Annotated in this window: 20 protein-coding genes; 15 read left to right on the forward strand and 5 right to left on the reverse strand. The window is 57.0% G+C overall.

The features are described 5' to 3' along the window. The first annotated feature begins 17 nt into the window (after nucleotides 1–17). From lpxB to tilS, 5 genes are all read left to right on the forward strand, one after another. Complete coding sequence (gene lpxB, locus QT231_RS06400) at nucleotides 18–1,190, forward strand: lipid-A-disaccharide synthase (protein ID WP_308336084.1); 1,173 nt, start codon at nucleotides 18–20, stop codon at nucleotides 1,188–1,190. Continuing rightward, a complete protein-coding gene (gene rnhB, locus QT231_RS06405) occupies nucleotides 1,180–1,827 on the forward strand; it encodes a ribonuclease HII (RefSeq protein ID WP_308336086.1) in 648 nt (215 codons plus the stop codon). Before lpxB ends, rnhB begins: the two co-directional genes overlap by 11 nt. A gap of 28 nt (nucleotides 1,828–1,855) precedes the next feature. Next, entirely contained in the window at nucleotides 1,856–5,368 is a 3,513-nt protein-coding gene (gene dnaE / locus QT231_RS06410; RefSeq protein WP_308336087.1) for a DNA polymerase III subunit alpha, read from the forward strand. Nucleotides 5,369–5,488: 120 nt separating this feature from the next. Next, entirely contained in the window at nucleotides 5,489–6,445 is a 957-nt protein-coding gene (gene accA / locus QT231_RS06415; RefSeq protein WP_308336088.1) for an acetyl-CoA carboxylase carboxyl transferase subunit alpha, read from the forward strand. Further along, complete coding sequence (gene tilS / locus QT231_RS06420; RefSeq protein WP_308336089.1) at nucleotides 6,426–7,739, forward strand: tRNA lysidine(34) synthetase TilS; 1,314 nt, start codon at nucleotides 6,426–6,428, stop codon at nucleotides 7,737–7,739. Before accA ends, tilS begins: the two co-directional genes overlap by 20 nt. Here tilS and ppx read toward each other — a convergent pair. Continuing rightward, entirely contained in the window at nucleotides 7,723–9,267 is a 1,545-nt protein-coding gene (gene ppx / locus QT231_RS06425; RefSeq protein WP_308336090.1) for an exopolyphosphatase, read from the reverse strand. The two genes, tilS and ppx, sit on opposite strands and share 17 nt — an antisense overlap. Nucleotides 9,268–9,820: 553 nt before the next feature. Here ppx and rho point away from each other — a divergent pair. The 7 genes from rho (at nucleotide 9,821) to QT231_RS06460 (ending at nucleotide 16,672) form a co-directional block, all read left to right on the forward strand. Beyond that, nucleotides 9,821–11,080 carry a transcription termination factor Rho gene (gene rho / locus QT231_RS06430; RefSeq protein ID WP_007111700.1) on the forward strand — a complete coding sequence of 420 codons (1,260 nt, stop codon included), beginning with the start codon at nucleotides 9,821–9,823 and terminating at the stop codon, nucleotides 11,078–11,080. A gap of 102 nt (nucleotides 11,081–11,182) precedes the next feature. Beyond that, entirely contained in the window at nucleotides 11,183–12,673 is a 1,491-nt protein-coding gene (gene ubiD / locus QT231_RS06435; RefSeq protein WP_308336091.1) for a 4-hydroxy-3-polyprenylbenzoate decarboxylase, read from the forward strand. A gap of 42 nt (nucleotides 12,674–12,715) precedes the next feature. After that, a complete protein-coding gene (locus tag QT231_RS06440) occupies nucleotides 12,716–13,456 on the forward strand; it encodes an FAD-binding oxidoreductase (protein ID WP_308336092.1) in 741 nt (246 codons plus the stop codon). Nucleotides 13,457–13,515: 59 nt separating this feature from the next. Continuing rightward, entirely contained in the window at nucleotides 13,516–13,644 is a 129-nt protein-coding gene (locus QT231_RS06445; protein ID WP_276206545.1) for a hypothetical protein, read from the forward strand. Nucleotides 13,645–14,204: 560 nt separating this feature from the next. Then, nucleotides 14,205–15,302: a 3-deoxy-7-phosphoheptulonate synthase gene (locus tag QT231_RS06450; protein ID WP_308336093.1), complete on the forward strand. Its 1,098-nt coding sequence runs from the start codon at nucleotides 14,205–14,207 to the stop codon at nucleotides 15,300–15,302. Nucleotides 15,303–15,382: 80 nt separating this feature from the next. Continuing rightward, complete coding sequence (locus QT231_RS06455) at nucleotides 15,383–15,895, forward strand: DUF3087 family protein (RefSeq protein ID WP_064236090.1); 513 nt, start codon at nucleotides 15,383–15,385, stop codon at nucleotides 15,893–15,895. A 45-nt stretch (nucleotides 15,896–15,940) separates the two neighbouring features. Then, nucleotides 15,941–16,672, forward strand: a complete 732-nt coding sequence (locus tag QT231_RS06460; RefSeq protein WP_308336094.1) for an MliC family protein — start codon at nucleotides 15,941–15,943, stop codon at nucleotides 16,670–16,672. 22 nt (nucleotides 16,673–16,694) lie between these two features. Here QT231_RS06460 and QT231_RS06465 read toward each other — a convergent pair whose 3' ends face one another. Then, nucleotides 16,695–17,765, reverse strand: coding sequence for a metal-dependent hydrolase (locus QT231_RS06465; RefSeq protein WP_308336095.1), 1,071 nt, complete (start codon nucleotides 17,763–17,765; stop codon nucleotides 16,695–16,697). Between the two features lie 130 nt (nucleotides 17,766–17,895). Here QT231_RS06465 and gloA point away from each other — a divergent pair, with 130 nt between their 5' ends. Further along, nucleotides 17,896–18,336 carry a lactoylglutathione lyase gene (gloA, locus tag QT231_RS06470; RefSeq protein ID WP_041157525.1) on the forward strand — a complete coding sequence of 147 codons (441 nt, stop codon included), beginning with the start codon at nucleotides 17,896–17,898 and terminating at the stop codon, nucleotides 18,334–18,336. Nucleotides 18,337–18,461: 125 nt separating this feature from the next. Continuing rightward, the gene (locus tag QT231_RS06475) at nucleotides 18,462–18,923 is read left to right on the forward strand and encodes an META domain-containing protein (protein WP_308336096.1); all 462 of its coding nucleotides are present in this window, start codon (nucleotides 18,462–18,464) and stop codon (nucleotides 18,921–18,923) included. Nucleotides 18,924–18,932: 9 nt separating this feature from the next. Here the strand turns inward: QT231_RS06475 and QT231_RS06480 are convergent, their stop codons facing one another. Further along, nucleotides 18,933–20,072: an FAD-dependent oxidoreductase gene (locus QT231_RS06480; RefSeq protein WP_308336097.1), complete on the reverse strand. Its 1,140-nt coding sequence runs from the start codon at nucleotides 20,070–20,072 to the stop codon at nucleotides 18,933–18,935. Nucleotides 20,073–20,104: 32 nt separating this feature from the next. Next, complete coding sequence (locus QT231_RS06485; RefSeq protein WP_308336098.1) at nucleotides 20,105–21,502, reverse strand: GGDEF domain-containing protein; 1,398 nt, start codon at nucleotides 21,500–21,502, stop codon at nucleotides 20,105–20,107. A 99-nt stretch (nucleotides 21,503–21,601) separates the two neighbouring features. Between QT231_RS06485 and QT231_RS06490 the strand changes: the two genes are divergently transcribed. Next, complete coding sequence (locus QT231_RS06490) at nucleotides 21,602–22,060, forward strand: transcriptional regulator (RefSeq protein WP_308336099.1); 459 nt, start codon at nucleotides 21,602–21,604, stop codon at nucleotides 22,058–22,060. A gap of 38 nt (nucleotides 22,061–22,098) precedes the next feature. On the opposite strand, the gene QT231_RS06495 is transcribed toward QT231_RS06490, so the two are convergent. Continuing rightward, the gene (locus QT231_RS06495; protein WP_308336100.1) at nucleotides 22,099–24,276 is read right to left on the reverse strand and encodes an FAD-dependent oxidoreductase; all 2,178 of its coding nucleotides are present in this window, start codon (nucleotides 24,274–24,276) and stop codon (nucleotides 22,099–22,101) included. Nucleotides 24,277–24,325: the final 49 nt, after the last annotated feature.

Raw genomic sequence — 24,325 nt, forward strand, 5'->3', positions numbered from 1 at the left:
ACCATGCTGATCTACCTATGACCCTGCAACGCGTCTATCTCGTGGCCGGAGAACTCTCCGGCGATATTCTTGGTGCTGGGCTGATGCGTGAGCTCAAAGTTCGCCACCCCGACGTCGAGTTCCGTGGTATCGGCGGGCCACGTATGCAGGCAGAAGGCATGGAAAGCCGCTTCCCTCTCGAAACACTTGCGGTAATGGGGCTGGTTGAAGTGCTCAAGCACCTCCCCGAACTGATCCGTGTACGGCGCACCCTAAAAGCTGAAGCGCTAGCCTGGCAGCCCGATATTATGCTGGGCATCGATGCGCCGGACTTCAATTTAGGCCTGGAACGCCAGCTTCGCGAAGCAGGCATTACCACCGCCCACTACGTGAGTCCTTCCGTATGGGCGTGGCGCCAGGGGCGGGTAAAAGGCATCGCCAAGTCGGTCGACGGTATGCTGACACTGCTGCCGTTTGAAGCCGCCTTCTACCGTGAACATCGAGTGCCCGTTGCCTTTGTGGGCCATCCCCTGGCTGACGAAATGGCGCTGGAAAATGACCGTGTTGCCACCCGGCAGGCGCTGGAGTTGGCGCCTGATTGCCAGGTGTTGGCACTGCTGCCAGGCTCCCGGGCCAACGAAATTCGTTTTTTGGGCGACACCTTTCTTGCTGCGGCCGCCCAGCTCTGCCAGCGTCACCCGGCGCTTCAGGTGGTTATTCCCGCGGCTACCGCTGATCGCCGCCGTGAAATTAACGCGCTGCTGGCCAACTACCCGCAGCTGGCCGAGTGCACGACGCTGCTCGATGGCCAAGCCCGCGAAGCGATGGTAGCGAGTGATGTCGTTCTGCTGGCCTCAGGTACCGCAGCGCTGGAAGCCATGCTGTGCCACCGCAGCATGCTGGTGGCTTACAAAATGGCCCCGGCCACCCACTGGTTGGCCAAGCGGATGGTCAAAACCCAGTGGGTATCGCTGCCCAATTTGATCGCCCAGGAGACGCTGGTGCCTGAGCTGATTCAGGACGCCGCCTCATCAGAGGCGATTGCCGACCAGCTCAGCGCTATGCTGGCGGACGAAAATAGTCGCCATGCCCTGGAAACGCGCTTTGCCGAGATGCATGCTACGCTCCAGCGCAATGCCAGCCGCCGTGCCGCCGAAGCGATTAGCCTGCTGGCAGCGGGCCAGCCGTTGGAGGCTGCTGATGGAAAATAACGGCATGGCCATTGAGCACTGGTTGATTGATCACAAGGATTTTCCAACCCTTGAGATTGCCTATAGCGGTGAGCGGCTGGCAGGGGTGGATGAAGTGGGTCGCGGGCCACTGATCGGTAGCGTGGTGGCCGCCGCCGTTATTCTCGACCCCGCTCAGCCCATTGAAGGCCTTACCGACTCTAAAAAACTCACTGCACGCAAGCGAGAAGCGCTGGATAGTCAGATTCGTGAGCGGGCGCTAGCCTTTGCCGTGGCAGAAGCCAGCGCTGCCGAGGTGGATGCGCTGAATATCTACCACGCCACCCATTTAGCCATGCGACGGGCGATTGATGGGCTGACACCTGCGGCGGAATATCTACTCGTCGATGGCAACAAGTTACCCGGCCATCGGCTGCCAGGCCAGGCGGTGGTGAAGGGCGATTCACGCCACTGCGCCATTGCCGCGGCGTCGATTTTGGCTAAAGTCGCTCGCGATGCCCAAATGGTAACGCTGGATATGCGCTATCCTGAGTATGGCTTTGCGCGCCACAAAGGGTATCCCACCAAAGAGCATCTCGCCGCGCTTGTTGCTCATGGGCCCTTGCCAGATCACCGCCGCAGTTTTGCGCCTGTTCAGCGTCAGCTAGCGCTGCTTTAAGCCTGTTTATTTATTTAGCGAGAGTGTTATGACGGTACCGTTTGTTCATCTGCGTTTGCACAGTGAATACTCCCTGGTCGATGGCTTGGTGAAGCTTAAATCGCTGGTGAGTACTACTGCGGAACGAGCGATGCCAGCGCTGGCCTTGACCGATGAAGCCAACCTGTTCGGCTTGGTGAAGTTCTATAAAGCCGCCCAGGGGGCGGGCTTGAAGCCGATTATTGGCAGCGATTTATGGCTGCATAATCCCCACGACGAGTCGCACCCTTATCGGCTAACGCTGCTGGCGATGAATGACGTTGGCTACCGCAACCTCACCGAGCTGATCTCCAAGGGCTGGACGCACGGCCAGCGCCAGGGGCGCGCGATTCTCGATAAGCAGTGGGTGCTGGAACAGAGTGAGGGCTTGATCGCGCTCTCCGGTGCCCGGGAGGGGGAAATTGGCCGCCACCTGCTGTCTGACCACGAGCATGACGCCCGGGTACTGCTCCAAGAGTGGCAGGCGGCGTTCCCCGAACGCTTTTATCTGGAGCTGGTTCGCACTGGCCGTCCGCTGGAAGAGGCCTGCGTTCACGCCAGCGTCAAGCTGGCCATTGAGACCGGCACGCCGGTGGTGGCGACTAACGACGTGCGCTTTTTAGAGCGCGATGATTTTTGGGCGCATGAAACCCGTGTCGCCATCGGCGAAGGCAAAGCGCTGGATGACCCTCGCCGCGAGCGCCGCTACACCGAAGAGCAGTACCTGAAAAGCCCCGACGAAATGGCGGCGCTGTTCTCGGATATTCCCGAAGCGCTGGAAAACAGCGTGATGATCGCCGAGCGCTGCAGCGTCGATGTGCGCCTGGGCGAGATTTTCCTACCCGAGTTCGGTATTCCCGACGGCATGACCCAGGATGAGTTCTTCCGCAAGGTCTCCCACGACGGTTTAACCGAGCGGTTGGACTTTCTGTTTCCCGCAGAGCGCTACCCTCGCGATAGCGAAGAGTACCAGGCAATCGACCAGCGCTACCGCGACCGGCTGGAGTTCGAGCTCAACGTTATTATCCAGATGGGCTTCCCTGGCTACTTCCTGATCGTGATGGACTTTATCCAGTGGGCCAAGGACAACAGCGTGCCGGTAGGCCCAGGGCGGGGTTCCGGTGCCGGTTCGCTGGTGGCCTACGCGCAAAAGATCACCGATCTGGATCCGATCGGTTACGACCTGCTGTTCGAGCGCTTTCTGAACCCTGAACGTGTCTCAATGCCCGACTTTGATGTCGACTTCTGCATGGAGAAGCGCGACAAGGTGATTGAGTACGTGGCCGAGCGTTATGGCCGGAATGCGGTCTCGCAGATTGTCACCTTTGGCACCATGGCGGCCAAGGCCGTGGTGCGCGACGTGGCCCGCGCCCAGGGGCGCCCCTATTCGTTGGGCGACAAACTCTCCAAGCTGATTCCCTTTGAAGTGGGCATGACCCTGGCCAAAGCGATTGAGCAGGAGCCAGCGCTCAAAGAGTTTATCGGTAATGACGAAGAGGCAGAAGAGATCTGGGAGATGGCGCTCAAGCTGGAGGGCACCACCCGGGGCACCGGCAAGCACGCCGGGGGCGTGGTAATAGCGCCTACCAAGCTGACCGACTTCTCACCGCTGCTCTGCGACGAAGACGGCTCCGGCTTGGTGGTTCAGTTCGATAAGAACGATATTGAAGAAGCGGGGCTGGTCAAGTTCGACTTCCTGGGCTTGCGCACGCTGACAATTATCGACTGGGCGCTGGAAATGGTCGACAAGGTGCGCAGCGTCAACGGTCAGGAGCCGCTCAATATCGACAGCATTCCGCTGGACGACTCGCCGACCTTTGAGATGCTCAAACGCGCCGAAACCACGGCGGTGTTCCAGCTCGAATCCCGCGGCATGAAGGAACTGATCAAGCGCCTGTTGCCCGACTCCCTGGACGACATGATCGCCCTGGTAGCGCTGTTCCGCCCCGGCCCCTTGCAGTCGGGCATGGTCGACGACTTTATCAACCGTAAGCACGGCCGGGCCGAAGTCTCTTATCCCCACCCGGATTACCAGCATGAGCTGTTGAAACCGGTGCTGGCGCCCACCTACGGCATTATTCTCTACCAAGAGCAGGTCATGCAGATCGCTCAGGTGATGGCAGGTTACAGCCTCGGTCAGGCCGATATGCTGCGCCGCGCCATGGGTAAGAAAAAGCCCGAAGAGATGGCCAAGCAGCGCGACGGCTTTATGGAGGGCTGTGCCGCCAACGGGATCGATAAAGACCTGGCCGGTAACATCTTCGACCTGGTAGAAAAATTCGCCGGTTACGGCTTTAACAAATCGCACTCGGCCGCCTACGCGCTGGTGTCTTACCAAACCGCATGGCTGAAAGCCCACTATCCGGGGCCCTTTATGGCCGCCGTTATGTCCACAGAGATGGACAACCTGGATAAAGTGGTACCGCTGATTGAGGAGTGTCGCAACCTCCGACTCACCGTGACCCCGCCGAACGTCAACGTGGGTGGCTACAAGTTTACCGTCGATAGCGATGCGCGGGTGGTGTATGGGTTAGGCGCGATTCGTGGCGTGGGCGAAGGCCCGATTGGCGCCATTGTCGAAGCCCGTGAGACAGACGGTCCGTTCAAGGATATCTTCGATTTCTGTCGCCGCATTGATCCTAAAAGGATGAATAAGCGCACCCTGGAAGCGCTGATTCGCTCTGGCGCGCTGGATACTTTAGGCCCCAATCGTGCTGTGCTGTTTGCGGCAATGGAAGACGCGCTTAAAGCCGCCGCTCAGAACCATACCAATCAGAACCTGGGCATGCTGGACATGTTTGGGGATGCGTTCGCCGCTGACGAAGAAGGCGACGGTGACAGTAACGTATACGCCGAGTATATCAACGCCCGTGAGTGGACTGACCGCGAGCGGCTCTCAGGCGAGAAAGATACCCTGGGGCTTTACCTCACTGGCCACCCGATCGACGAGTACGAGCGGGAATTAAAGCGTTTTGTATCGACGCGGATCAGCGACTTAAAACCCTCCCGCGACCCCCAACGGGTGGCCGGGCTAGTGGTCGGCGTGCGCACCATGAAGTCCAAGCGTGGCGATACCATGGCGTTTATTACCCTGGATGACCGCACTGGGCGTATTGAAGCCTCGCTATTTGGGGAGCTATTTGAGCAGTTGCGTGGTCAGATTGAGGCCGATCAGGTGTTGATCGTCGAGGGCGAGGTCTCCAGCGACGAATTTTCCGGCGGCCTGCGCCTGCGCGGTAAAGACGTCACGCCAATGGTGACGGCGCGTATTCGCTATGGCCAAGCGGTGGAGCTGGCGCTGGATGCGGGGCAGATCAATGGCCGCTTAATTGAGACTCTGCGCGACAGCCTGACGCCGTACCGCGACGAGGAAGGTTTGCCGGTACGCCTGCAGTACCGCCACCCGGCAGCGGTTGCTTGGCTCGAGCTTGCCGATGAGTGGAAAGTGGCGCCTAGTGACGATTTGCTGCTGGCGCTGCGGGATGTCCAGGGCCAGGCAGGTGTGCAACTCCGTTATCGTTAAAAAATCGGTAGGGTAGGCACTCAACTTGCGTGGCTGGGTCAGGGTGCGATAATGCGCTTTATTCTCTTTAATTCTTATCAATGTATATTTTGATCAGGCTTCTTTCTATAGGCAGCGCCGATGAATCCTAATTATCTCGATTTTGAACAGCCGATTGCCGAACTTCAGGCAAAAATTGAGGAACTGCGCTTAGTCAGCTCCGATAGCCAAGTCAACCTTTCTGACGAGATTGCTCGGCTGGAAGAAAAAAGCCGCAAGCTGACGGCATCAATCTTCAAGGATTTGACTCCCTGGCAGGTTTCGCAGCTTTCACGGCACCCCCAGCGCCCCTATACGCTGGACTATCTCGAACACATCTTCACCGACTTCGATGAACTGCACGGTGATCGCAACTTCGCCGATGATGCCGCGCTAGTCGGTGGCATCGCACGCTTGAATGATGCGCCGGTGATGGTCATTGGCCATCAAAAAGGCCGCGATGTAAAAGAGAAAGTGCGCCGCAACTTCGGCATGCCGCGGCCCGAAGGCTACCGCAAAGCGTGCCGCCTGATGGAAATGGCCGAGCGCTTTAAAATGCCGATTCTGACCTTTATCGATACCCCAGGCGCTTACCCAGGTATCGACGCCGAAGAGCGCGGTCAGTCCGAGGCCATCGCCTACAACCTGGCTGTTATGTCGCGATTGAAAACGCCGATTATCTCAACGGTAGTTGGCGAAGGCGGTTCCGGTGGCGCGCTAGCCATTGGCGTCTGCGACGAGCTGCAAATGCTGCAGTACTCAACCTACTCGGTCATCTCGCCGGAAGGCTGCGCCTCGATTTTGTGGAAGAGTGCCGCCAAAGCCTCTGACGCCGCCCAAGCCATGGGCATTACCGCCGAGCGTTTAAAAGAGCTGGGCTTTGTCGACTCGCTGATCAAAGAGCCCCTGGGTGGCTCACATCGCCATCCGCTGACCACCGCGGAACGGGTCAAAGAGGCGCTGACCGCCAGCCTGGAACGTCTACAGGCGATGGACACCGAGGCTCTGCTGGAGCGTCGCTACAAACGTTTAATGAGCTATGGCGCCCCAGCCGCGTAATTTACTGCAAGGCTTGCTTGAAGACGCCCTGGCGGAAACCCCGCCGGGGCGCTCTATTTGGGTAGCCCTTTCGGGTGGCTTGGATTCCTGTCTGCTGCTCGTCTTAGCCGCGCAGGTCTGCCAACAAGCAGACCGCCCCCTGCGCGCCATCCACATTAACCACGGTCTACAGACGGCGGCAGAGACCTTCGAAAAACACTGTACAACACTCTGCGAGCGTTTGAGCGTGCCGCTGACGGTGGTCAATGTGACGGTAGATGTACATGGCGATGGCATCGAAGGCGCCGCCCGCAACGCCCGATATAAGGCGTTTTTTGCCACCCTTCCCGCGGCCGATACGCTCTGGCTGGCCCAACACCAGGATGACCAGGCGGAAACTTTTTTGCTCGCTGCCCTGCGCGGCAGCGGCGTGCGTGGCTTGGCGGGTATGCCCTATCGCCGCGATGCCCAGTGCCTCACCCTCGTACGCCCCTGGCTAACGGTAAGCCGGGTCATGCTTGAATCAGCAGCGCAGTCGCTCGACCTGACGTGGTGTGAAGACCCTACCAATAGCGATATCAGTTTCGATCGCAACCGGCTGCGCCATCGAGTGCTACCGGTGATGCGCGAGCGCTGGCCTACGGCGGTAACTGCGCTGGCGAACAGCGCTAACCATGCCAGTGAAGCGGATAGATTGCTGCGCGAATACGCCCAGGAAGAGCTGCAAAGCTTACGGGTAGATAGCCAGTACCTCGGTCAATGCATTGACGCGACTGCGCTGGGCGAGCGCTCCTGTGCACGCCAGCGGCTGCTGGTGCGCACTCTTTGCCAATGCCAAGGCTTGCCGACACCGCCCCAGAAGCGCCTAGAGAGCCTGCTTGAGCAGCTATCAGCCAAAGCGGATGCAGCGGTGTGCGTTGAGTGGCCGGGCGCTCAGGCGCGCCTGTGGCGCCAGCGGCTCTATCTGATGGCGCCCCTTGAACCGCTACCGCCTTGGAAAGCTAACTGGGATGGTCAAACGCCGCTGGAAACGCCCATCGGGCCGCTAGGCTGCCAGGTGCTCGTGTTACAACAGCCGCCGTCTCAACCGCTGAAAGCAACCTGGCGCCAGGGAGGCGAGGTTATTCAACTGGCCAAGCGAGGACGGCGGGATGTAAAACGGTTACTGCAAGAGGCGGATATACCCCCCTGGGAACGCGAGCGGCTGGTGGTCATCATGCAGGCGGGGGCATGTATTGGCGTCATACGTCCCCCAGCTCAGCTATTATGGCAGGCAGAGGGCGTTCGCTTCACTCGTCTTAATTTGCCTGCTTAATCAAAAGTTTAAAGCCGGCAGCTTCCATAAAGGCCTGCTCCTGCTCCAAATCAGTACTTAGCAGGGTGGGTTCATCATTGGCGGGCAGAGTGATCGTCAGGCTATCGCTTTCGGCGCTTATCCCTGGCAGAGAGGGAGCGGTTTCCGGGCGTGAATGGTTAAGCAGCACGGCTAAACGCAGCAGTCGGGCAAGCTTTTGGGTGGTGGCCTGTTGCGCTTCTGGCAGGGCCTGCCACTCCTTAAGTGGAAATTTGCGCCGGTGGGCACGTACTAAAAACGCCAGTTGGCGCTGTTCAGGGCGTGAAAATCCAGCGAGATCTGAATGTTCCAGCAGGTAAGCACCGTGGCGATGAAACTGGCTGTGTGAGATCGCCAGACCGATTTCATGCACGTGGCAGGCCCACTGCAAGTAGCGCCCTTGCTCGGGGCTGAGTGACCAGGCGTGGCGAACCTGGTTAAACAGACGCGCGGCGGTATCGGCAACGTTAAGCCCTTGGCGGGTATCCACATCGTAGGTGCGCTTTAGCGACTCCAGGCTCTTGGAGCGCGTGTCTTCCGCCGTATTGCGCCCGGCCATGTCGTAGAGCACGCCTTCACGCAGCGCGCCATCCGAATAGCGCATCTGGGTTAAATCCAAGGCCTCAAAAATTGCCCCAAGAATGGCAATACCTGCCGGGAAGACTTTGGCGCGGTCGGCTTTGAGGCCATCCAGCGCGACTTTATCCAGCTGTTTGCACTTCAGTAGCCGTTCGCGCAACTTCTGCAAACCGTCACGGGTGATCACACCTTCGTGGGGAGTGTCGCCATAGGCATGCAATACGCTGGCCGCGGCCTTAATGGTGCCGCTGGAGCCGACAGGGTCGTCCCAGCCCAGGCGCTGATAGGGGCGCTGAATATTGGCGAGCTCGGAAAGCGCGGCGAGCTCGGCACGGCGCATGCGTTTTTCGTTTAATTCGCCGTCGGGGAAGAAACGCCGGGAAAAGGTGACGCAGCCCATGCGCAGGCTTTCCAGCGCTTTGGGCTCAAAGGCTTCGCCGATGATAAATTCGGTTGATCCGCCGCCAATATCGACGATTAATCGGCGGCCATTTTCCGCCAGCGCGTGGGCGGCGCCTAAATAGATCAGGCGCGCCTCTTCACGGCCGGCAATAATTTCGATGGCGTGACCTAACTGGGCCTCGGCACGCTCGATAAATGCCTGGCTATTATCGGCATCGCGCAGGGCGTTAGTGCCGACAATACGCAAGTTGGCGTTGGTAATGTCGCTTAAAAACGGCGCAAAGCGGCCCAGGCAGTCCAGCGCACGCTGCATTGCTTCTTCGCTGAGCAGGCCGTCATCGTCCAAGCCCGCAGCGAGCTGCACCTTTTCACCCAAGCGGGCCACCACCTGGAGGCGCTCGTGCTGGTAGTTAGCCACCAGTAGGTGAAAGCTGTTAGAGCCCAGATCTATAGCGGCGAAGCGCTGCGGCGCACCGCTATCTACCTCAACGGCAGAGGGGGCAATGGGGAGCGTAATGTCCTTGGGCATGAGCTTTCCTTCGTGTTGGCTGTGCCAAGGTTGCGGCGACCTTTATCTATTGTCAATTGCCAGACGCCTAAAGGCTTGCGTTTGTCGCGGCGCTTGACTACCATCGAGCTACTGGCTTGATCTGACCTGGTTAGTTAGTGTGTCCACAAGCGCTTCGCTGTTGAGATGACTGCCGTTTAGATAGCTGCGGTTTAGATAAATAATCTTGCACGCGTTGTTCAAGTAAGGCACCTTGGTCGCCCCAGACGTTATTTATTGTTGTGCCTTTAGCGTCAGCCAGAATTCCAAGTCGTCAGATAGCCCATTGGTTCAGCCACTCTCCTGTGGAAACCAGATTAAGCAACTGTTAGCACCCTCGAGTTGAGTCTTAATGATGACAAGTACTAGTGTTGTATGTACTAAGGTTGTTAGCTAAGCCCAACCCAGTTCCTTTCATCTTCGAGCGCGTGCCTTTACCGGGGTCTGAACGCATCACACGGCGTCACTTTCACGCCTCCTGTCTTACTCCCGGCGCCTGGCGCCCAGCTTCCATGAGCAACTTTCTAACACACCGATGAATCTCACTGAACTCAAGCAAAAAACCGTTCCCGAGCTCCTCGATATCGCCCGTGAAATGGGTATTGATAACTTGGCCCGTTCGCGCAAGCAGGACATCATTTTCGCCATCCTCAAAAAACACGCCAAAAGTGGCGAGGATATCTATGGCGATGGTGTGCTGGAAATTCTTCAGGATGGCTTCGGCTTCCTGCGTAGCGCTGACAGCTCCTATCTCGCCGGTCCCGACGATATCTATATATCGCCTTCGCAGATCCGCCGTTTCAATCTGCGCAAGGGTGACTCCATTTCCGGCAAAATCCGCCCGCCGAAGGAGGGTGAGCGCTACTTCGCCCTGCTGAAGGTCAGTCAAATTAACTTTGACCGTCCGGAAAATGCCAAGCATAAGATCCTGTTTGAGAACTTAACACCGCTGTTCCCAGACGATCGTATGCGTATGGAGATCGGTAACGGCTCCACGGAAGACCTTACCGCGCGGATCATCGATCTAACCGCGCCGATTGGTAAAGGCCAACGTGGTCTGCTGGTGTCGCCGCCCAAGGCGGGTAAAACACTGATGTTGCAGAACATCGCGACCTCCATCACGCGCAACAACCCCGAGTGCCACCTGATCGTACTGCTGATCGATGAGCGCCCTGAGGAAGTGACGGAAATGTCGCGCACCGTGCGTGGCGAAGTGGTGGCATCGACCTTTGATGAGCCGCCTGCGCGCCACGTGCAAGTGGCCGAAATGGTCATCGAGAAAGCCAAGCGTTTGGTTGAGCACAAGAAAGACGTGGTCATCCTGCTCGACTCGATTACCCGCTTGGCGCGTGCCTACAACACCGTGGTACCCAGCTCCGGCAAAGTGCTTACCGGTGGTGTCGATGCTCACGCTCTTGAAAAGCCGAAACGCTTCTTTGGTGCGGCGCGTAACATCGAAGAGGGCGGCAGCCTGACGATTATCGCCACGGCGCTGGTGGATACCGGCTCCAAGATGGACGAAGTCATCTTCGAAGAGTTCAAGGGCACCGGTAACATGGAAGCCCATCTGGATCGTAAGCTGGCTGAGCGTCGCGTGTTCCCGGCGATCAATATCCGCCGCAGTGGTACCCGTCGTGAAGACCTCCTGGCTTCTGAGGATGAAATGCAGCGTATGTGGATTCTGCGCAAGCTGCTCAATCCGATGGAAGACACCGCCGCCACTGAATTCCTGATTGACCGTTTGAAAGATACCAAGACCAATCTCGAATTCTTTGAAGCGATGAAACGTCGCTAAGTGATAACGCAAGTGCGACGCTAGCGTGTAGTGCTGAACCGCCGCTATGATCAACGCCGCTAACGTCATCTAGCGGCGCATTCGCCAGCCAGGGAGCGTGCCTTGAAGTATAAAGACTTGCGAGAGTTCATCGCGGCGCTTGAAGCCCAGGGTGAACTCAAGCGTATCCACGTCGAAGTCGATCCTTATCTGGAAATCACTGAAATTTGCGACCGTACCCTGCGTGCCGGTGGCCCGGCGTTGCTGTTTGAAAACGTCAAAGGCCACGACATGCCGCTGTTGGGCAATCTGTTTGGTACCCCCAAACGGGTAGCGCTGGGCATGGGCCAGGAGTCGGTGGAAGCGCTAAGAGAAGTCGGCAAGCTATTGGCGTTTCTTAAAGAGCCTGATCCGCCTAAAGGCTTGAAGGATGCCTGGGACAAGCTGCCGATTTTCAAGCAAGTGCTCAGCATGGGGCCGAAAAACGTCAAGCATGCGCCGGTGCAAGAAGTGGTGTATGAAGACGACGAGGTCGATCTTGGTCTGCTGCCGATTCAACACTGCTGGCCTGGCGATGCGGCACCGCTGGTCACCTGGCCACTAGTGATTACCAAAGGTCCGCACAAGAAGCGCCAGAATCTGGGCATCTATCGCCAGCAGAAAATCGGCAAAAATCGCCTCATCATGCGCTGGCTCTCCCACCGCGGCGGCGCGCTGGATTTTCTAGAGTTTCAAAAGGCCCACCCTGGCGAGCCTTTTCCAGTAGCCGTGGCGCTTGGCGCCGACCCTGCGACGATTCTGGGCGCCGTGACCCCAGTACCGGATTCGCTCTCGGAGTACGCCTTTGCGGGCTTGCTGCGCGGTTCGCGTACCGAGCTGGTCAAGTGCGGCCACGCCGACCTGGATGTACCCGCGTCCAGCGAGATTATCCTCGAAGGCTTTATCTACCCGGATGATATGGCCGCGGAAGGCCCCTTTGGCGATCACACCGGTTACTACAATGAGGTCGACCACTTCCCGGTGTTTACCGTCACGCGGATGACCATGCGCCGTGATGCGATTTATCACTCGACCTATACCGGGCGACCGCCGGATGAGCCGGCGATTCTGGGCGTGGCGCTCAACGAAGTGTTCGTGCCCATCCTGTGCAAGCAGTTCCCCGAAATTGTCGACTTCTACCTGCCGCCGGAAGGCTGTTCTTACCGCATGGCGGTGGTGACCATGAAGAAGCAATACCCGGGCCACGCCAAGCGCGTGATGATGGGGGTATGGAGCTTCCTGCGTCAGTTTATGTACACCAAGTTTGTGATTGTGTTGGATGACGACGTGGATGCACGCAATTGGGAAGATGTGATCTGGGCGATCACGACCCGAATGGATCCCGCCCGGGATACCGTGATGGTCGAAAATACCCCAATTGATTACCTCGACTTTGCTTCGCCGGTTTCAGGCCTAGGCTCGAAAATGGGCCTAGATGCCACCAATAAGTGGCCAGGCGAGACTGATCGTGAGTGGGGCACACCCATTGTGATGGACGATGCCGTTAAAGCGCGTGTGGATGAACGCTGGGAAGCGCTGGGGATTGGCCTGGAGTTGCCACCCTCTCGCCGCTAAGTGCGATGTATCGCTGACCAAATTTGTAATAAAGAGGCTTTCATGAGTGCAAGGACGTTGACGTGCCAAGTCACCGAGGTTGAGAACTTAAGCCCCGACGTGTTTGGTGTGACGCTAACCGGACGCGCCGAAGCCATGCAGCACGCGCCGGGGCAATATTTAGAGCTCAAGCTGGACGAGACCACCTGGGTGCCGTTTTCGATCGCCAGTGCAGATCGCAACGATGGCGTTATTGAGCTGCATATACAGCACTGGCCAGAGCGGGATAACTCAGCGCGGCTGCGTGAACTGCTACAGGTCGCCAACCAACTCACGCTACGTTTGCCCGGTGGCGAGTGCGTGCTTGATCGTCAAAGCCAACGTCCATTAATGCTTATTGCGGCGGGCACCGGTTTTTCACAGATGAAAGCGATCATCGAAGCGGTGCTGCACGAACAGCCTGAGCGGGAAATTTCACTTTGGTGGGCAGCCCGCGAACACCGCGATCTCTATTTGGAGCAACTGGCCAGCCACTGGGCGCAAACCCACGCCAATATCTTCTTTCATGCGGTGACCGAATCGCCCTTGGAAGAGCCCATGGCTGTGGGGGAGCGGATTAGCCATCATCTGGGCCGTATTGATCAGGTGTTGAAAAGCGCTGATATCACCCCAGACGCCCACGACGTTTATATCTCTGGGTCGCCCAACATGGTGTACGCCTGCCTGGATGTGCTCGACATGAAAGGCATGAAGCTTGAGCGGGTGTTTTCGGATGTGTTTGCCTACGCACCGCGATCTACTTAATATGACCTCAGATTTTTGACACTCCCCCTGATATAGCGTTGATAAAAAAGGAGGCTAACATGGCCCATCACGACGAAAACTTTAAAGACGACTCTGGTTTCCTGTCCATTTTTCTAGGCGTGGTTGTTTTGGTGAGTATGAGCGCGTTGCCCGCTACCATTGGCTGGGTACAAGCTTTTAGCGGTTGAGTGTTGCCATTTGCAGCGCTTGCAGGCAGGATAAACCACAACGCCATGGCGGCAACCTGTCAGACCATTGACTGGTTTAGCTATTGCCAGCTGAACTAACAGAATCTAACGGAAGATGGGCATGCAGCGACTAACCAACCCACATACAGTGAACCCGCAGCCAGAATTGGCCAGCGGCTTCGCGTTTTGTGGGTATTGGTTTAGCCACGGTGTGCCCCTGGCCGACGCCTAACGTCGCGCCAACAGGCACACCACCCGGTTGCCTGCCGCAAGCACAGAAGCCCCGGTCGGTAACCCCGCCGGGGCTTTTGGCGTTTTGGGGCCTAGTTATTGTGAAACATGGCTACTGTTGGGCTTAGAGAATTATTCATCATTTTTTCATTAAGGAGCAGCATCATGATCTATCGCGCACTGACTAACGCATTCGCTACCGCCTTTGTGGGTTATGGCTATAGCTGGCGATTTAGCGACGCGCGGTCGGTGCTAGCTGCCACCTCCGACCGTGTTCACTTGGGTGGTCACACAGCCATACGATGTCACACGATTGCGGAGAATTAATCATGAATGCGCCTATCAGCCCTGTTATTAACACAACCATTGTATCCACTGCCCACGCGACTGCCCGACTAACGCCTTCAGCGTCTGAGTCCACTGCAAAGCGGCTGCCTACCCCCGCCGAGCTGCGTCAACGTGTCTCGTTAAGCGACTCGCTTAGCGAGCAAATTGCCCACCAGCGCCACGCTGTTCAACAGATTTTGAGTGGACACGATGACCGTCTCCTCGTGGTGGTCGGCCCCTGTTCCGTACATGACCCCGATGCAGCGTTGGAGTACGCTGACCGCTTGGCCGCGTTAAGTGAAGAGGTTAGCGAACGTATTTTGCCGGTCATGCGCGTCTACGTTGAAAAGCCGCGCACCACCGTGGGCTGGAAAGGGCTGGCCTACGACCCAGGCTTGGATGGCAGCGGTGATATGCCCCGCGGTTTGGCGCTCTCTCGTGAACTAATGCATGCGGTAGCCGCCCGGGGGCTGCCTGTAGCCACCGAGCTTTTACAGCCGATGTTAGCGCCCTACCTTGACGATTTACTAAGCTGGGTTGCGATAGGCGCACGCACCACGGAATCGCAACTGCACCGTGAGCTGGCCAGTGATCTGTCGGCAGCGGTGGGGTTCAAAAATGCCACCAGTGGCGATGTACAAGTGGCTATCGATGCTATGAGTGCGGCAGCCCACCCGCACCAGCGTTTCGCAGTAGACCCTCAAGGCTACCCGATCGTCCAGCAAACGTCAGGCAACCCGCATACCCACGTGGTGCTGCGTGGCGGGCATGGCGAGCCTAACTATCAGGCTCAACACGTACGTGCGGCAACCACCGCGCTGCGTAATGCCGGGCAAAATCCTCGGCTAATGGTGGATTGCAGCCATGCCAATGCGCGTAAAGATCATCGCCGCCAGAGTGAAGTGATGCTGGATGTATTGGCGCAACGTCAGGCGGGCGAAGCCAATCTGGTCGCGCTGATGCTGGAGAGTCACCTGTTCGAAGGCAAACAGCCGCTCAAGCCTGGCGCCATGCGCTACGGGGTATCGGTCACCGATGCCTGTGTCGGCTGGGAAACGACCGAGCATTTACTCAAAACGGCTGCAGAGCGTTTGGCGTAATTGCATTTGTAAACACTATTGCTTGTTTGCCCTGGCCAGCCCCGTATCATAGGGCGTTTGCAGCGATAATGAGGCTGGCTATGGTATTTACCTTAGAACATCACGACCCCGAAACCTACCGCCGCAAAGCCCGCATGATCAGCTTTGCCATGGCGGGACAACTGATTATTTTTGGCCTCCTATTTTCAATGCTCCTGACGTCAACCTTTGGCAGCAGCCTATGGCTCAATGCCCTCGGCGTGCTGCTTGGGCTATTGGCGACCAGTGCGCTATTTGCCGTGCTGCGTGAGCGCCCATGGATGACGGAGGTGCGCTACGTCTGGCAGCTCAAACATCACCTTTCGCAAGTCAGTGGCTATCTTTCGCAACTGCGTAAAGCGGTGGAAGAGAACAACCGCACGGCGCTGGATCTGCTCACTTTCTATCATCAGGGAATGGCGCAGCTGGCGGAGCTTAACGGGCGCACTACCGACGATGACGCCGAACGGCTAGCGGAAAAAATGCAGGTTAAAATCAAACGCGAAGAGTTGGGATTGCCCCCGCAGGTAGAGAGTATCGATACGCACGATCTACAGGCGTTCAAACGCGGGTAAGTCGTTAAGAAAGCAATAGAATGAGTTATACAGGGAGCATGGCGTATGAATACGTTAAAAGCATGGGGCGGGGCCATCGCCGCAGCCGGTATGATGGTGGTACTCGGGGGGTGTGCAGCCACACCCTCAGCAGAAACGACAGCCGCTAATCAGGCAACGCTGGATAACCGGGCACCCTTCCTGCCTTCGGCGCTTTTCCCTGGCTCCGCCCAGACGTTTGCTGCGTGGCACTGCGAGCCTGCACAGCAGCACTTAGTGACTGCCACCAATGCCGACGATTTGCGCCTATGGTCGCTGCACGGTGCATGGCGGCTACCCCAAGCCGTCGTGGCTAGCGGCGCCCGCTACCAAGATGGTGAGATCAGTTTCTGGAACCGAGGAGACAAGGCGCTAGTGGAAACACCGCGAGGGCAACTGCAGTGTTCGCTGGCCGAGCAGCGTGATGCCTTAACCCGTGCTGAGAAGCCCGGTGTGATGCTCTTTGGCCAGGGCAACGAGCCAGGCTGGACGGTTGCGCTCGCGAATGACACCCCAACGCTGACACTGGAGATGAACTATGGGGAAGAGCGCCTTCAACTACCCTATATGGTCAGTGTAATGGACAATGAGGCTGGCCGGGTCGTGGTTGAAAACGCCGATGTGGAGCCTTTTTTCCGCGTGCGCATTGACGCCGGCGCCTGCTTTGACAATATGAGCGGCAAGCCTTTCCCAGCACGGGTTACGCTGACCTATGGCGGGGAGCAGTATAGTGGCTGTGGCCAAGGTATTGCCCCCTAGACGACCCTGATGAAGAGTTAGATCAGCAACGATAAACAACACGCTCGGCCCGCCACTCTGGCGGCACAAAGTCGCTGGCGCAGAGGGCCGAGGTGTTGCCAGCGGCACGTGCGGCGAGACGCGAAAGCGTTTCCAGCTGAATACCGCGGGTGTTGTCCAGCTGTTCGCTTACCGCAAGTGGTTCCCAGCGCTCACCCTCGAGGGTCGCCAGGGTAAAGCTGAACGGATGGAAGCCCGGGAAGCCAAGCCGAATATCGGTGGCGATCAGTGTCTCTTTCCCGTCCAGCAGGCGTGTTTCGTAGCGCAGAAAGGGGCCTGCAAACCAGTTCAGGCGTCGCCCTTGATGGCTGGCCAGTGCTACGTCCTCAAGCGCAGCATTACGAATAAGCGGCTCAAAACGCGGCTGACGGTCACCATCGAACACACCGATCAGGCTTTCATAATAGCGATCCCCGTCAATCACCGTGGCCCGCCATAGCACGATGTTAAACGGTGTTGGCTGTATCAATAGCGGCGCCTCTTCCAATCCCTGCTCTGCCAGAGCCGGTGCCAGACGTTGCTCGACCACTAACTTCGCCCCCGCCGACATCACGAGGTAAACACTGGTGATGGCCAATCCCCATGTGCAGGCTTTACGCACCCGCTGGGAGATCAAGGCGACCCCCAAAGCGAATAACAGCGGCAGGGTATAGAGGGGATCGATAATAAAAATAATCGGCCAAGCGGCGGGAGTGAGGTCAAACGGCCAAAGCAACTGGGTGCCGTAAGTGGTTAGCGCATCAAGCAGAGGGTGGGTAATCAGAATCAGCGCAAAAAAGCACCACCAGTGGGGCAGGCTAATAGCTTTTGTGGGAGCCAGCCACGCGCATAGTAACGCCAGCAGAGTCGCCAACCCTGTTAGTACAAAAAGCGAATGACTAAACCCGCGATGCTCGGTGACATTGGCCACGGCGTCGCCATAATCCAACGCTACATCAAGGTCGGGCAGGGTGCCCAGTACGGCGCCGATAAGAATGGCCTTACGACCTAAACGTCGGCCCAGCACGGCACCGCCAATGGCTGCGCCGAGCGCGGCTTGAGTCATCGAGTCCACAGGTTTCTCCGACGGGTAAACCCAGCTAAGATAAACGTTATGATTAAATTATACAGCGTCGTGGTGATTTATTTTCGCTGTCACGTTTTTGTAAAGCACGACTAAGCGCGTTTTTTTATCAGGAGTCGATATGCAATATCTACATACCATGGTGCGTGTCAGTGACCTAGATGCTTCGCTGCACTTTTACTGCGATCTGCTGGGGCTTAAAGAAGTGCGTCGTAAAGAGAATGAGAAAGGCCGCTTCACACTGGTGTTTCTGGCCGCGCCAGAAGATGAGCCACGCTCAGAGCGGCTGACTGCACCAGAGCTTGAGCTCACTTATAACTGGGATCCCGAAGAGTACACTGGTGGGCGCAATTTCGGTCACCTAGCCTACCGGGTGGATGATATATATGCGCTCTGCCAACACCTTCAGGACAATGGCGTGACGATTAATCGTCCGCCTCGTGATGGTCATATGGCGTTTGTTAAGTCACCGGATGGTATCTCTGTCGAGTTGCTGCAGAAAGGTGATGCCTTAGCGCCGCAAGAGCCCTGGGCCTCGATGGAAAACACCGGTAGCTGGTAGCTATTCCGGCAAGAGCTGTTCCAGTAAGAGCTGTTCCAGTAAGAGCTATTCCAGTAAGAGCCATGACACTAAGACTATGCTACTAAGACTATGCTACTAAGACTATGCCACAAGGAAAGTTCATCATGACCATACAAGGTGGGCGTTTACTGCCACTGCTCGCTTTTGCTGCACTACTGTTAAGTGCTTGTAGCAGCTCGCCAGGGCCAAGCTCTACGCCACAACGGGGCGCCAGCGATGCCTCGCTTGAAGGGGCTATTGTTGAGCAGCGTTGGAATCTGCTGTTGGTGGGGACTGATGAGCGGCTCTCTATGCCGGAAACGCCCTTTTTTCAGATCTCCCGCGATGGCAGTGTTAGCGGTCACGACGGCTGTAACCGCTTTACTGGTGGAGTGACGCTAGGCGAGAACCAACGCATCGAGTTTAGCCAGTTGGCTACCACCCGCATGGCGTGCCCGCAAATGGCCGATGCCAAGCGAGTCACCGATATGATGGAGACCGCCTATCGTTACTTGATTGACCACGATCGGCTAGTCTTTTTTGGCCCCGACAGCCGGGTCTTAGGCGGCTGGCGCGAAGGAAACTAACTGCGCCAGTCAGTCCTCAAAAGGCGGATTGAAGCGAGCGATAAAGCGCGTATCAATCCGCTTTTTCCATTGCCATACCCACTTGCCGGATATCCCCAAGCCTCCGCGGCTGGCAATGGCGCGGCCATCACCGGTGCCAATCAGTGCCAATACACGCGTTGGTGGCTGCCAGGGGGATAGGGTTTCACCCTGGCAGGCGCGGCGGAGGTTGTCCGCTAAGTGGGGCCCCATACGCACTGCGTATACACCCGCATTGGGTAGCGCTGGGGTCAATGCTGCGCAGTCGCCCGCGGCGAAAATATTTGGCTGGCCGGTGACTTCCAGGGTGTTTTCTACCTGAATAAAGTTGTGTTTATCCAGTGGCAGCGCGGTGCTTGCAAGCCAAGAGTGGCCGATAGCCCCGGTTGCCCAGAGCACGATGTCCGCATCAATGCGGGTACCTTCCCGGGTTGTCACCCCGCCTTCAATCAGTGTTTCTCCGCGTTGCTCAACGTGAACGGTAATGCCTGCTTTTGAGAGCGCGCGCCGGGTTAGCCAGCGTGGCAAGCGCCCGGCTTCGGGCAAGAGTGCATTAGCGGCAGTGAGTAAGTGCCCCTCCCAATCAATATCCGGGCGCTGTTTGCGCAGTTGGATCAGCACACTCATTAGTATTTCACAGCCTGCGGCACCGCCACCAACGCCCAGCACTCGTTGGGAGCCGCCACTGGGTAAGTGGCTAAGCTCATTTTTCAGTACTTGCCAGCGTTGGTACAGGCTGCTTAAAGGACGCATGGCGAGCAGCTTGGGAAGGTTCTCCCCAAGCTGCTGGGGAAGCGCCAGGGTCGAGCCGATATTGAAGGAGACCACGTCAAAATTAATGCGCTCGCCATTCATCAGGGACACATAACGCGCCTGGGTATTGATTGTATTCGCTGGGGAAAGTATTAATCGGGCGTTGGCCCGTTGGCATAGCGCCGCTACGTTGATTTGTGTCTCGCGTAGCGTACACTCTCCCGCTAGCCAAGCGGGTACGCTGCCAGAGTAAGCCGCTAAGGGGCTATCGCTCACCACGGTAATTGCAATGTCTGAAGCAGGCTGTTGGGCAAAGGCTTCGAGGACAAAGGCGTGGGCATGGCCCGCACCAATCAGTAATAATTGCTGCATGGGCATCGCCTATAGGGGAGCAAGTTGCTATTGGATATTTAGCAGATAAAGACTTGGTTTTTACCCGCCATTTTGGCCAGATACATGCCTTGATCCGCCCTTTCAAATAGCTGGCGAGGCTGGTCGCCGGGCTGTAATAGGGTGAGTCCGATACTAACCGTTAAATGACCGGCGATGGGGAAGGTGTGTTGCTCCACGCTGCGGCAGAGCCGGTTAGCCAGCTTCAAGCTGGCGTCTTGGCCAAGCTCCTTGGATATGATGACGAACTCTTCGCCTCCCCAGCGACCAAGGTGGTCATCAGCTCTCAGCGTCTCCTGCACTAACTGCGCTATATCACACAAGATATCATCCCCGACGGCATGGCCATAGGTGTCGTTAATATTTTTAAAATCATCAATATCAAACATCAACATGGCGAAACTGACGGAGGAGAGGATTAAATCCTCGATCACCAGCTCTGTATAGTAGCGGTTCCAGCATTTTGTTAAGGGATCGGTATGGGCCAGACCCTCAAGGCGTTGATTTGTTTTGGTTAACTGGCGATTTAGGTGAACGACCTCATGGGCCGTTATGGCCACTGCTATATCGTCAGCCAGTTCTATGATCATGGAAGCTTCCAGAGGCATCCAATAGCTTAAGGCGTCTTTAAACTTTGTATCAGCCACTAGCGCAGGGAGAAGCGGCTGCTGGCGAAACAGTAGCAACCAGCCTAGGGAGGCATTCGCGACACTAAGAGGGGCAGCCAAGCCGCCTTGGCAACTGCCATCCAGCTCGGCAATTTCGTCATGGGCGTTCTGCTGGTTCAACTGCTGTAATTGATGAAATAGCCGGGGCTTGGAGGGGCATTCGCCAAAGCAGTGGAGATCGCCCTGATAAGCCAGCGCTATGCCTTTGGCCTGAAAAATATCGCACCAGCTGGCGCCATGATGCTGCAAAATATCGTCGATGGAAGTGAGTCGTTTAATATCCCGGGAGAGCAGTCTGCGGCGAGACTTTAAACTTGATTGGCGAGCGGCCATGCGCTCTGCTTTTAACAGGCGTAAACGTTGGGATGCGATGTCGACGAGTAGCTGGATCCACTCGCTAGGCCCAGCGTGAACCGCAGGTGGATGACCAATGTACCCCCACACCTCATGTTCGCCCTTTAGCTCATAAAGTTGCAGGTCTGAAGCAGCTAGGTCGTCGTAACAGCGAATGGTGAGCAGTTCGTGATGGGAGGCCAGCGTACTTTCCAGCGGGTAACAGTATGCCAACCTGAGATCGTCTGTGCTTAAGCGGCGATAGAGTGCCACTGGTTGACCCTGAGTAAGCGCGTGGAGCGTTTTAGCCAGCAGTTCAAAAAGCTCCAGAGGCGTAGCCGAGCCGCATAGTAGCGCCAGCTTTTGACACAGGTTGTCGAGATTTTGCACCGATGGAGATAGTGTGCCACTCATCATGAATGACTCCTCAAGCGCCGCGCTTCAGCGTTTAGCATAGCCACTCGCCCGGAACTGCTAAGCGAAAACTCGAAATTGAATTAATGATTCAATCAAAAGGTGAACCGTTATTCAACTATTATTGAACAATCGCTTCACATTGGCGGCATGAATGAAAAAATCATGTTCGCCGAGCGTTTGAAAGCGGCACTAGAAGCAGCCGGGTACGAAGCGCGGCCTTCAGTGCTTGAGCGGGAATTTAACCTTCGCTATTGGGGAAAGCCAATTACGTTTCAGGCCGTAAGGCGTTGGCTGCGCGGTGACTCAATCCCCAGTCAGGATAAGCTCCAGGTGTTGTCCCGCTGGTTGTTAGTCGATCCGCACCACCTCCGCTATGGCGGTAGCAACGCTTATAATGTCAGTGAACCTCCCGCCAACTGGGACATGTCATCGACCAATGAAGAGCGCCAGTTGCTGTCGCTCTACCGTGGGCTGCCTGCTGCTCAGCGAAAAGTGGTGCGCGATATCCTGGAGACCTTCGCCAAGGCACATCCGCCGGTGAATGGCCGGAACGACTAACTGGGCTCTCGCCAGCTAGCTATATTTCATGAGGTTGGCTAGGCGTCACTCTTTTTTTCACTGTGTTTTTTCGCTGCGTTGTCACCGCGCCGCCAATTGAAGTAGCGCTTCAATAGTGCCAGCACCCGCTCGGGTTTATGAGCATTCTTCCACACTCCTGCCGTAGCTTTGGCTGCCTCGCCCAGCGTGGGGTAGGGGTGAATGGTGCCCAGCAGCTTGTTGAGGCCCAGGCCGTGCTTCATGGCGATGGTAAATTCGCCTAGCCACTCACCAGCGTTTTCGGCCACGATGGTGGCTCCCAGGATTTTGTCTTTGCCAGGTACGGTAAGCACCTTAATAAAGCCCTGGGTCGCGCCTTCGGCAATGGCGCGGTCACTTTCGCTCATGGCGTAGCGGGTGATCTCAAAGGCAACACCTTGTGCCTTGGCCTCTTTTTCGTTTAACCCAACCCTCGCCACTTCCGGCTGCGTATAGGTGACCGCAGGCATATAGCGATAATCCACCGCAAAGCTTTTCAGTTCGCCAAACAGCGCATTGACCGCCGCGTGCCACGCCTGGTGCGCGGCGGCGTGAGTAAGCTGATAAGGCCCGGCTAAATCACCACAGGCCCAGATATTAGGTAGGCGAGTTTGCAGCCGCTCGTTAAGTTCAAGGGTGCCCGCTTGGGTGGTCGTGATGCCCAGCGCTTCTAGCCCTAAGCCCTCAACATTGGCCTGGCGCCCCACGCTCACCAGCAAATAGTCAAAGGGGAGCAGCTTGCGCTCGCCATGATGCTCCACCGCTAGCTGATAGCCGCGATCCTCGTTAAGAACTTCCATCGCTTTGGCGTCGGTCATCACCATCACACCTTCGTCAACCAGGGTGCTTTCAGCCAGCTCACCGACCTCTGGATCTTCGCGGCCCAGAAGTTGGGAAAGCCCTTCCACCAGCGTAACCTGACTGCCCAAACGGGCGAAGCTCTGGCTTAGCTCGCAGCCAATCGCACCGCCGCCAAGCACTACCAAGCGTCTGGGTAGTTCTGTCAGTGACCATAGGTTTTCAGAGGTGAGCACGGGAGCATGTTCAATACCTGCTAGCGATGGCACTTTGGGGCGGGCGCCGGTGGCCAGTACGATATGGCGAGCGGTCAGGGTTTTATCGCCCACCTGGACTTCCCATGGCGAAGTGAGCTTGGCGTGCTCCTGGTACACCTCAACGCCCAGGCCACGATAGCGCTCCACGCTGTCGTGGGGTTCGATATCGCTAATCGCCTGATGCACATGGCCCATCACCTTGGCAAAGTCGATCTCTGGCTCGCTGGAGGTCACTCCGAAGCGGTGGGCGCTACGTATCTCATGGGCGGCACGGGCAGCGCGAATGAGTGCTTTGGAAGGGACGCAGCCGGTGTTTAAACAGTCGCCACCCATTTTATGTTTTTCCACCAACGCTACCTTGGCTTTTACCGCGCTGGCGATATAGCTGGTGACCAGGCCGGCTGAACCACCACCGATCACCACAATGTCGTAGTCAAAGCGCGCTGGCCGCGTAAAGCCTTTATAAGCCTTGCGCTGCTGCACCAGCAGTACAATGCGCCGAGCGATCCAGGGGAAGACGGCAAGCAGTAAAAACGACGCGATAAGCGTGGGTGAAAGGATGCCGCCCAGGCTCTCTAAATCACCTAGCTGCCCACCCGCATTTACATAGATAGTGGTGCCGGGCAGCATGGCGACTTGGCTTACCCAGTAAAAGGTGACAGTCTTGATCCGCGTCAGGCCCATCACCAGGTTGATCATAAAAAACGGAAACACCGGCACTAAACGCAGGGTGAAAAGATACAGGGCACCGTCGCGCTCGACACCGCGATTCACAGCGGCAAATTGGCGCGGAAAGCGCTTCTCAATGGGTTTTTGAAATAAAAAACGCGAGAGTAGGAAGGCCAGGGTGGCGCCCAATGTGCTGGCAAAGGAGATAATCAGCAGCCCCCAGCCGAGCCCAAACAGGGCGCCACCCAGCAGGGTTAACAGCGTGGCGCCAGGGAGTGAAAGGGCCGTCATCACGACATAAACGGCAAAGAAGATGCCCGCCACCTGCCAAGGGTGTTGGTTAAACGCTGCCTGAAAGTCGTTCTGGTACGCCTTGAGGGTGTCCAGGGTGAACCATTGGTGGGCCCCGCTCAGGAAAAACACGCCAATGGCAATGATCAGTAGCGCGGCAATCAGTAAACGTTGTCGGGTCACAATAAAAGCTCCAGCGCTAATAAGATCGGTATCGGTGATTACTAAGTGA

The organism is Halomonas sp. SpR1 (assembly GCF_031010175.1).
GTDB lineage: Bacteria > Pseudomonadota > Gammaproteobacteria > Pseudomonadales > Halomonadaceae > Vreelandella.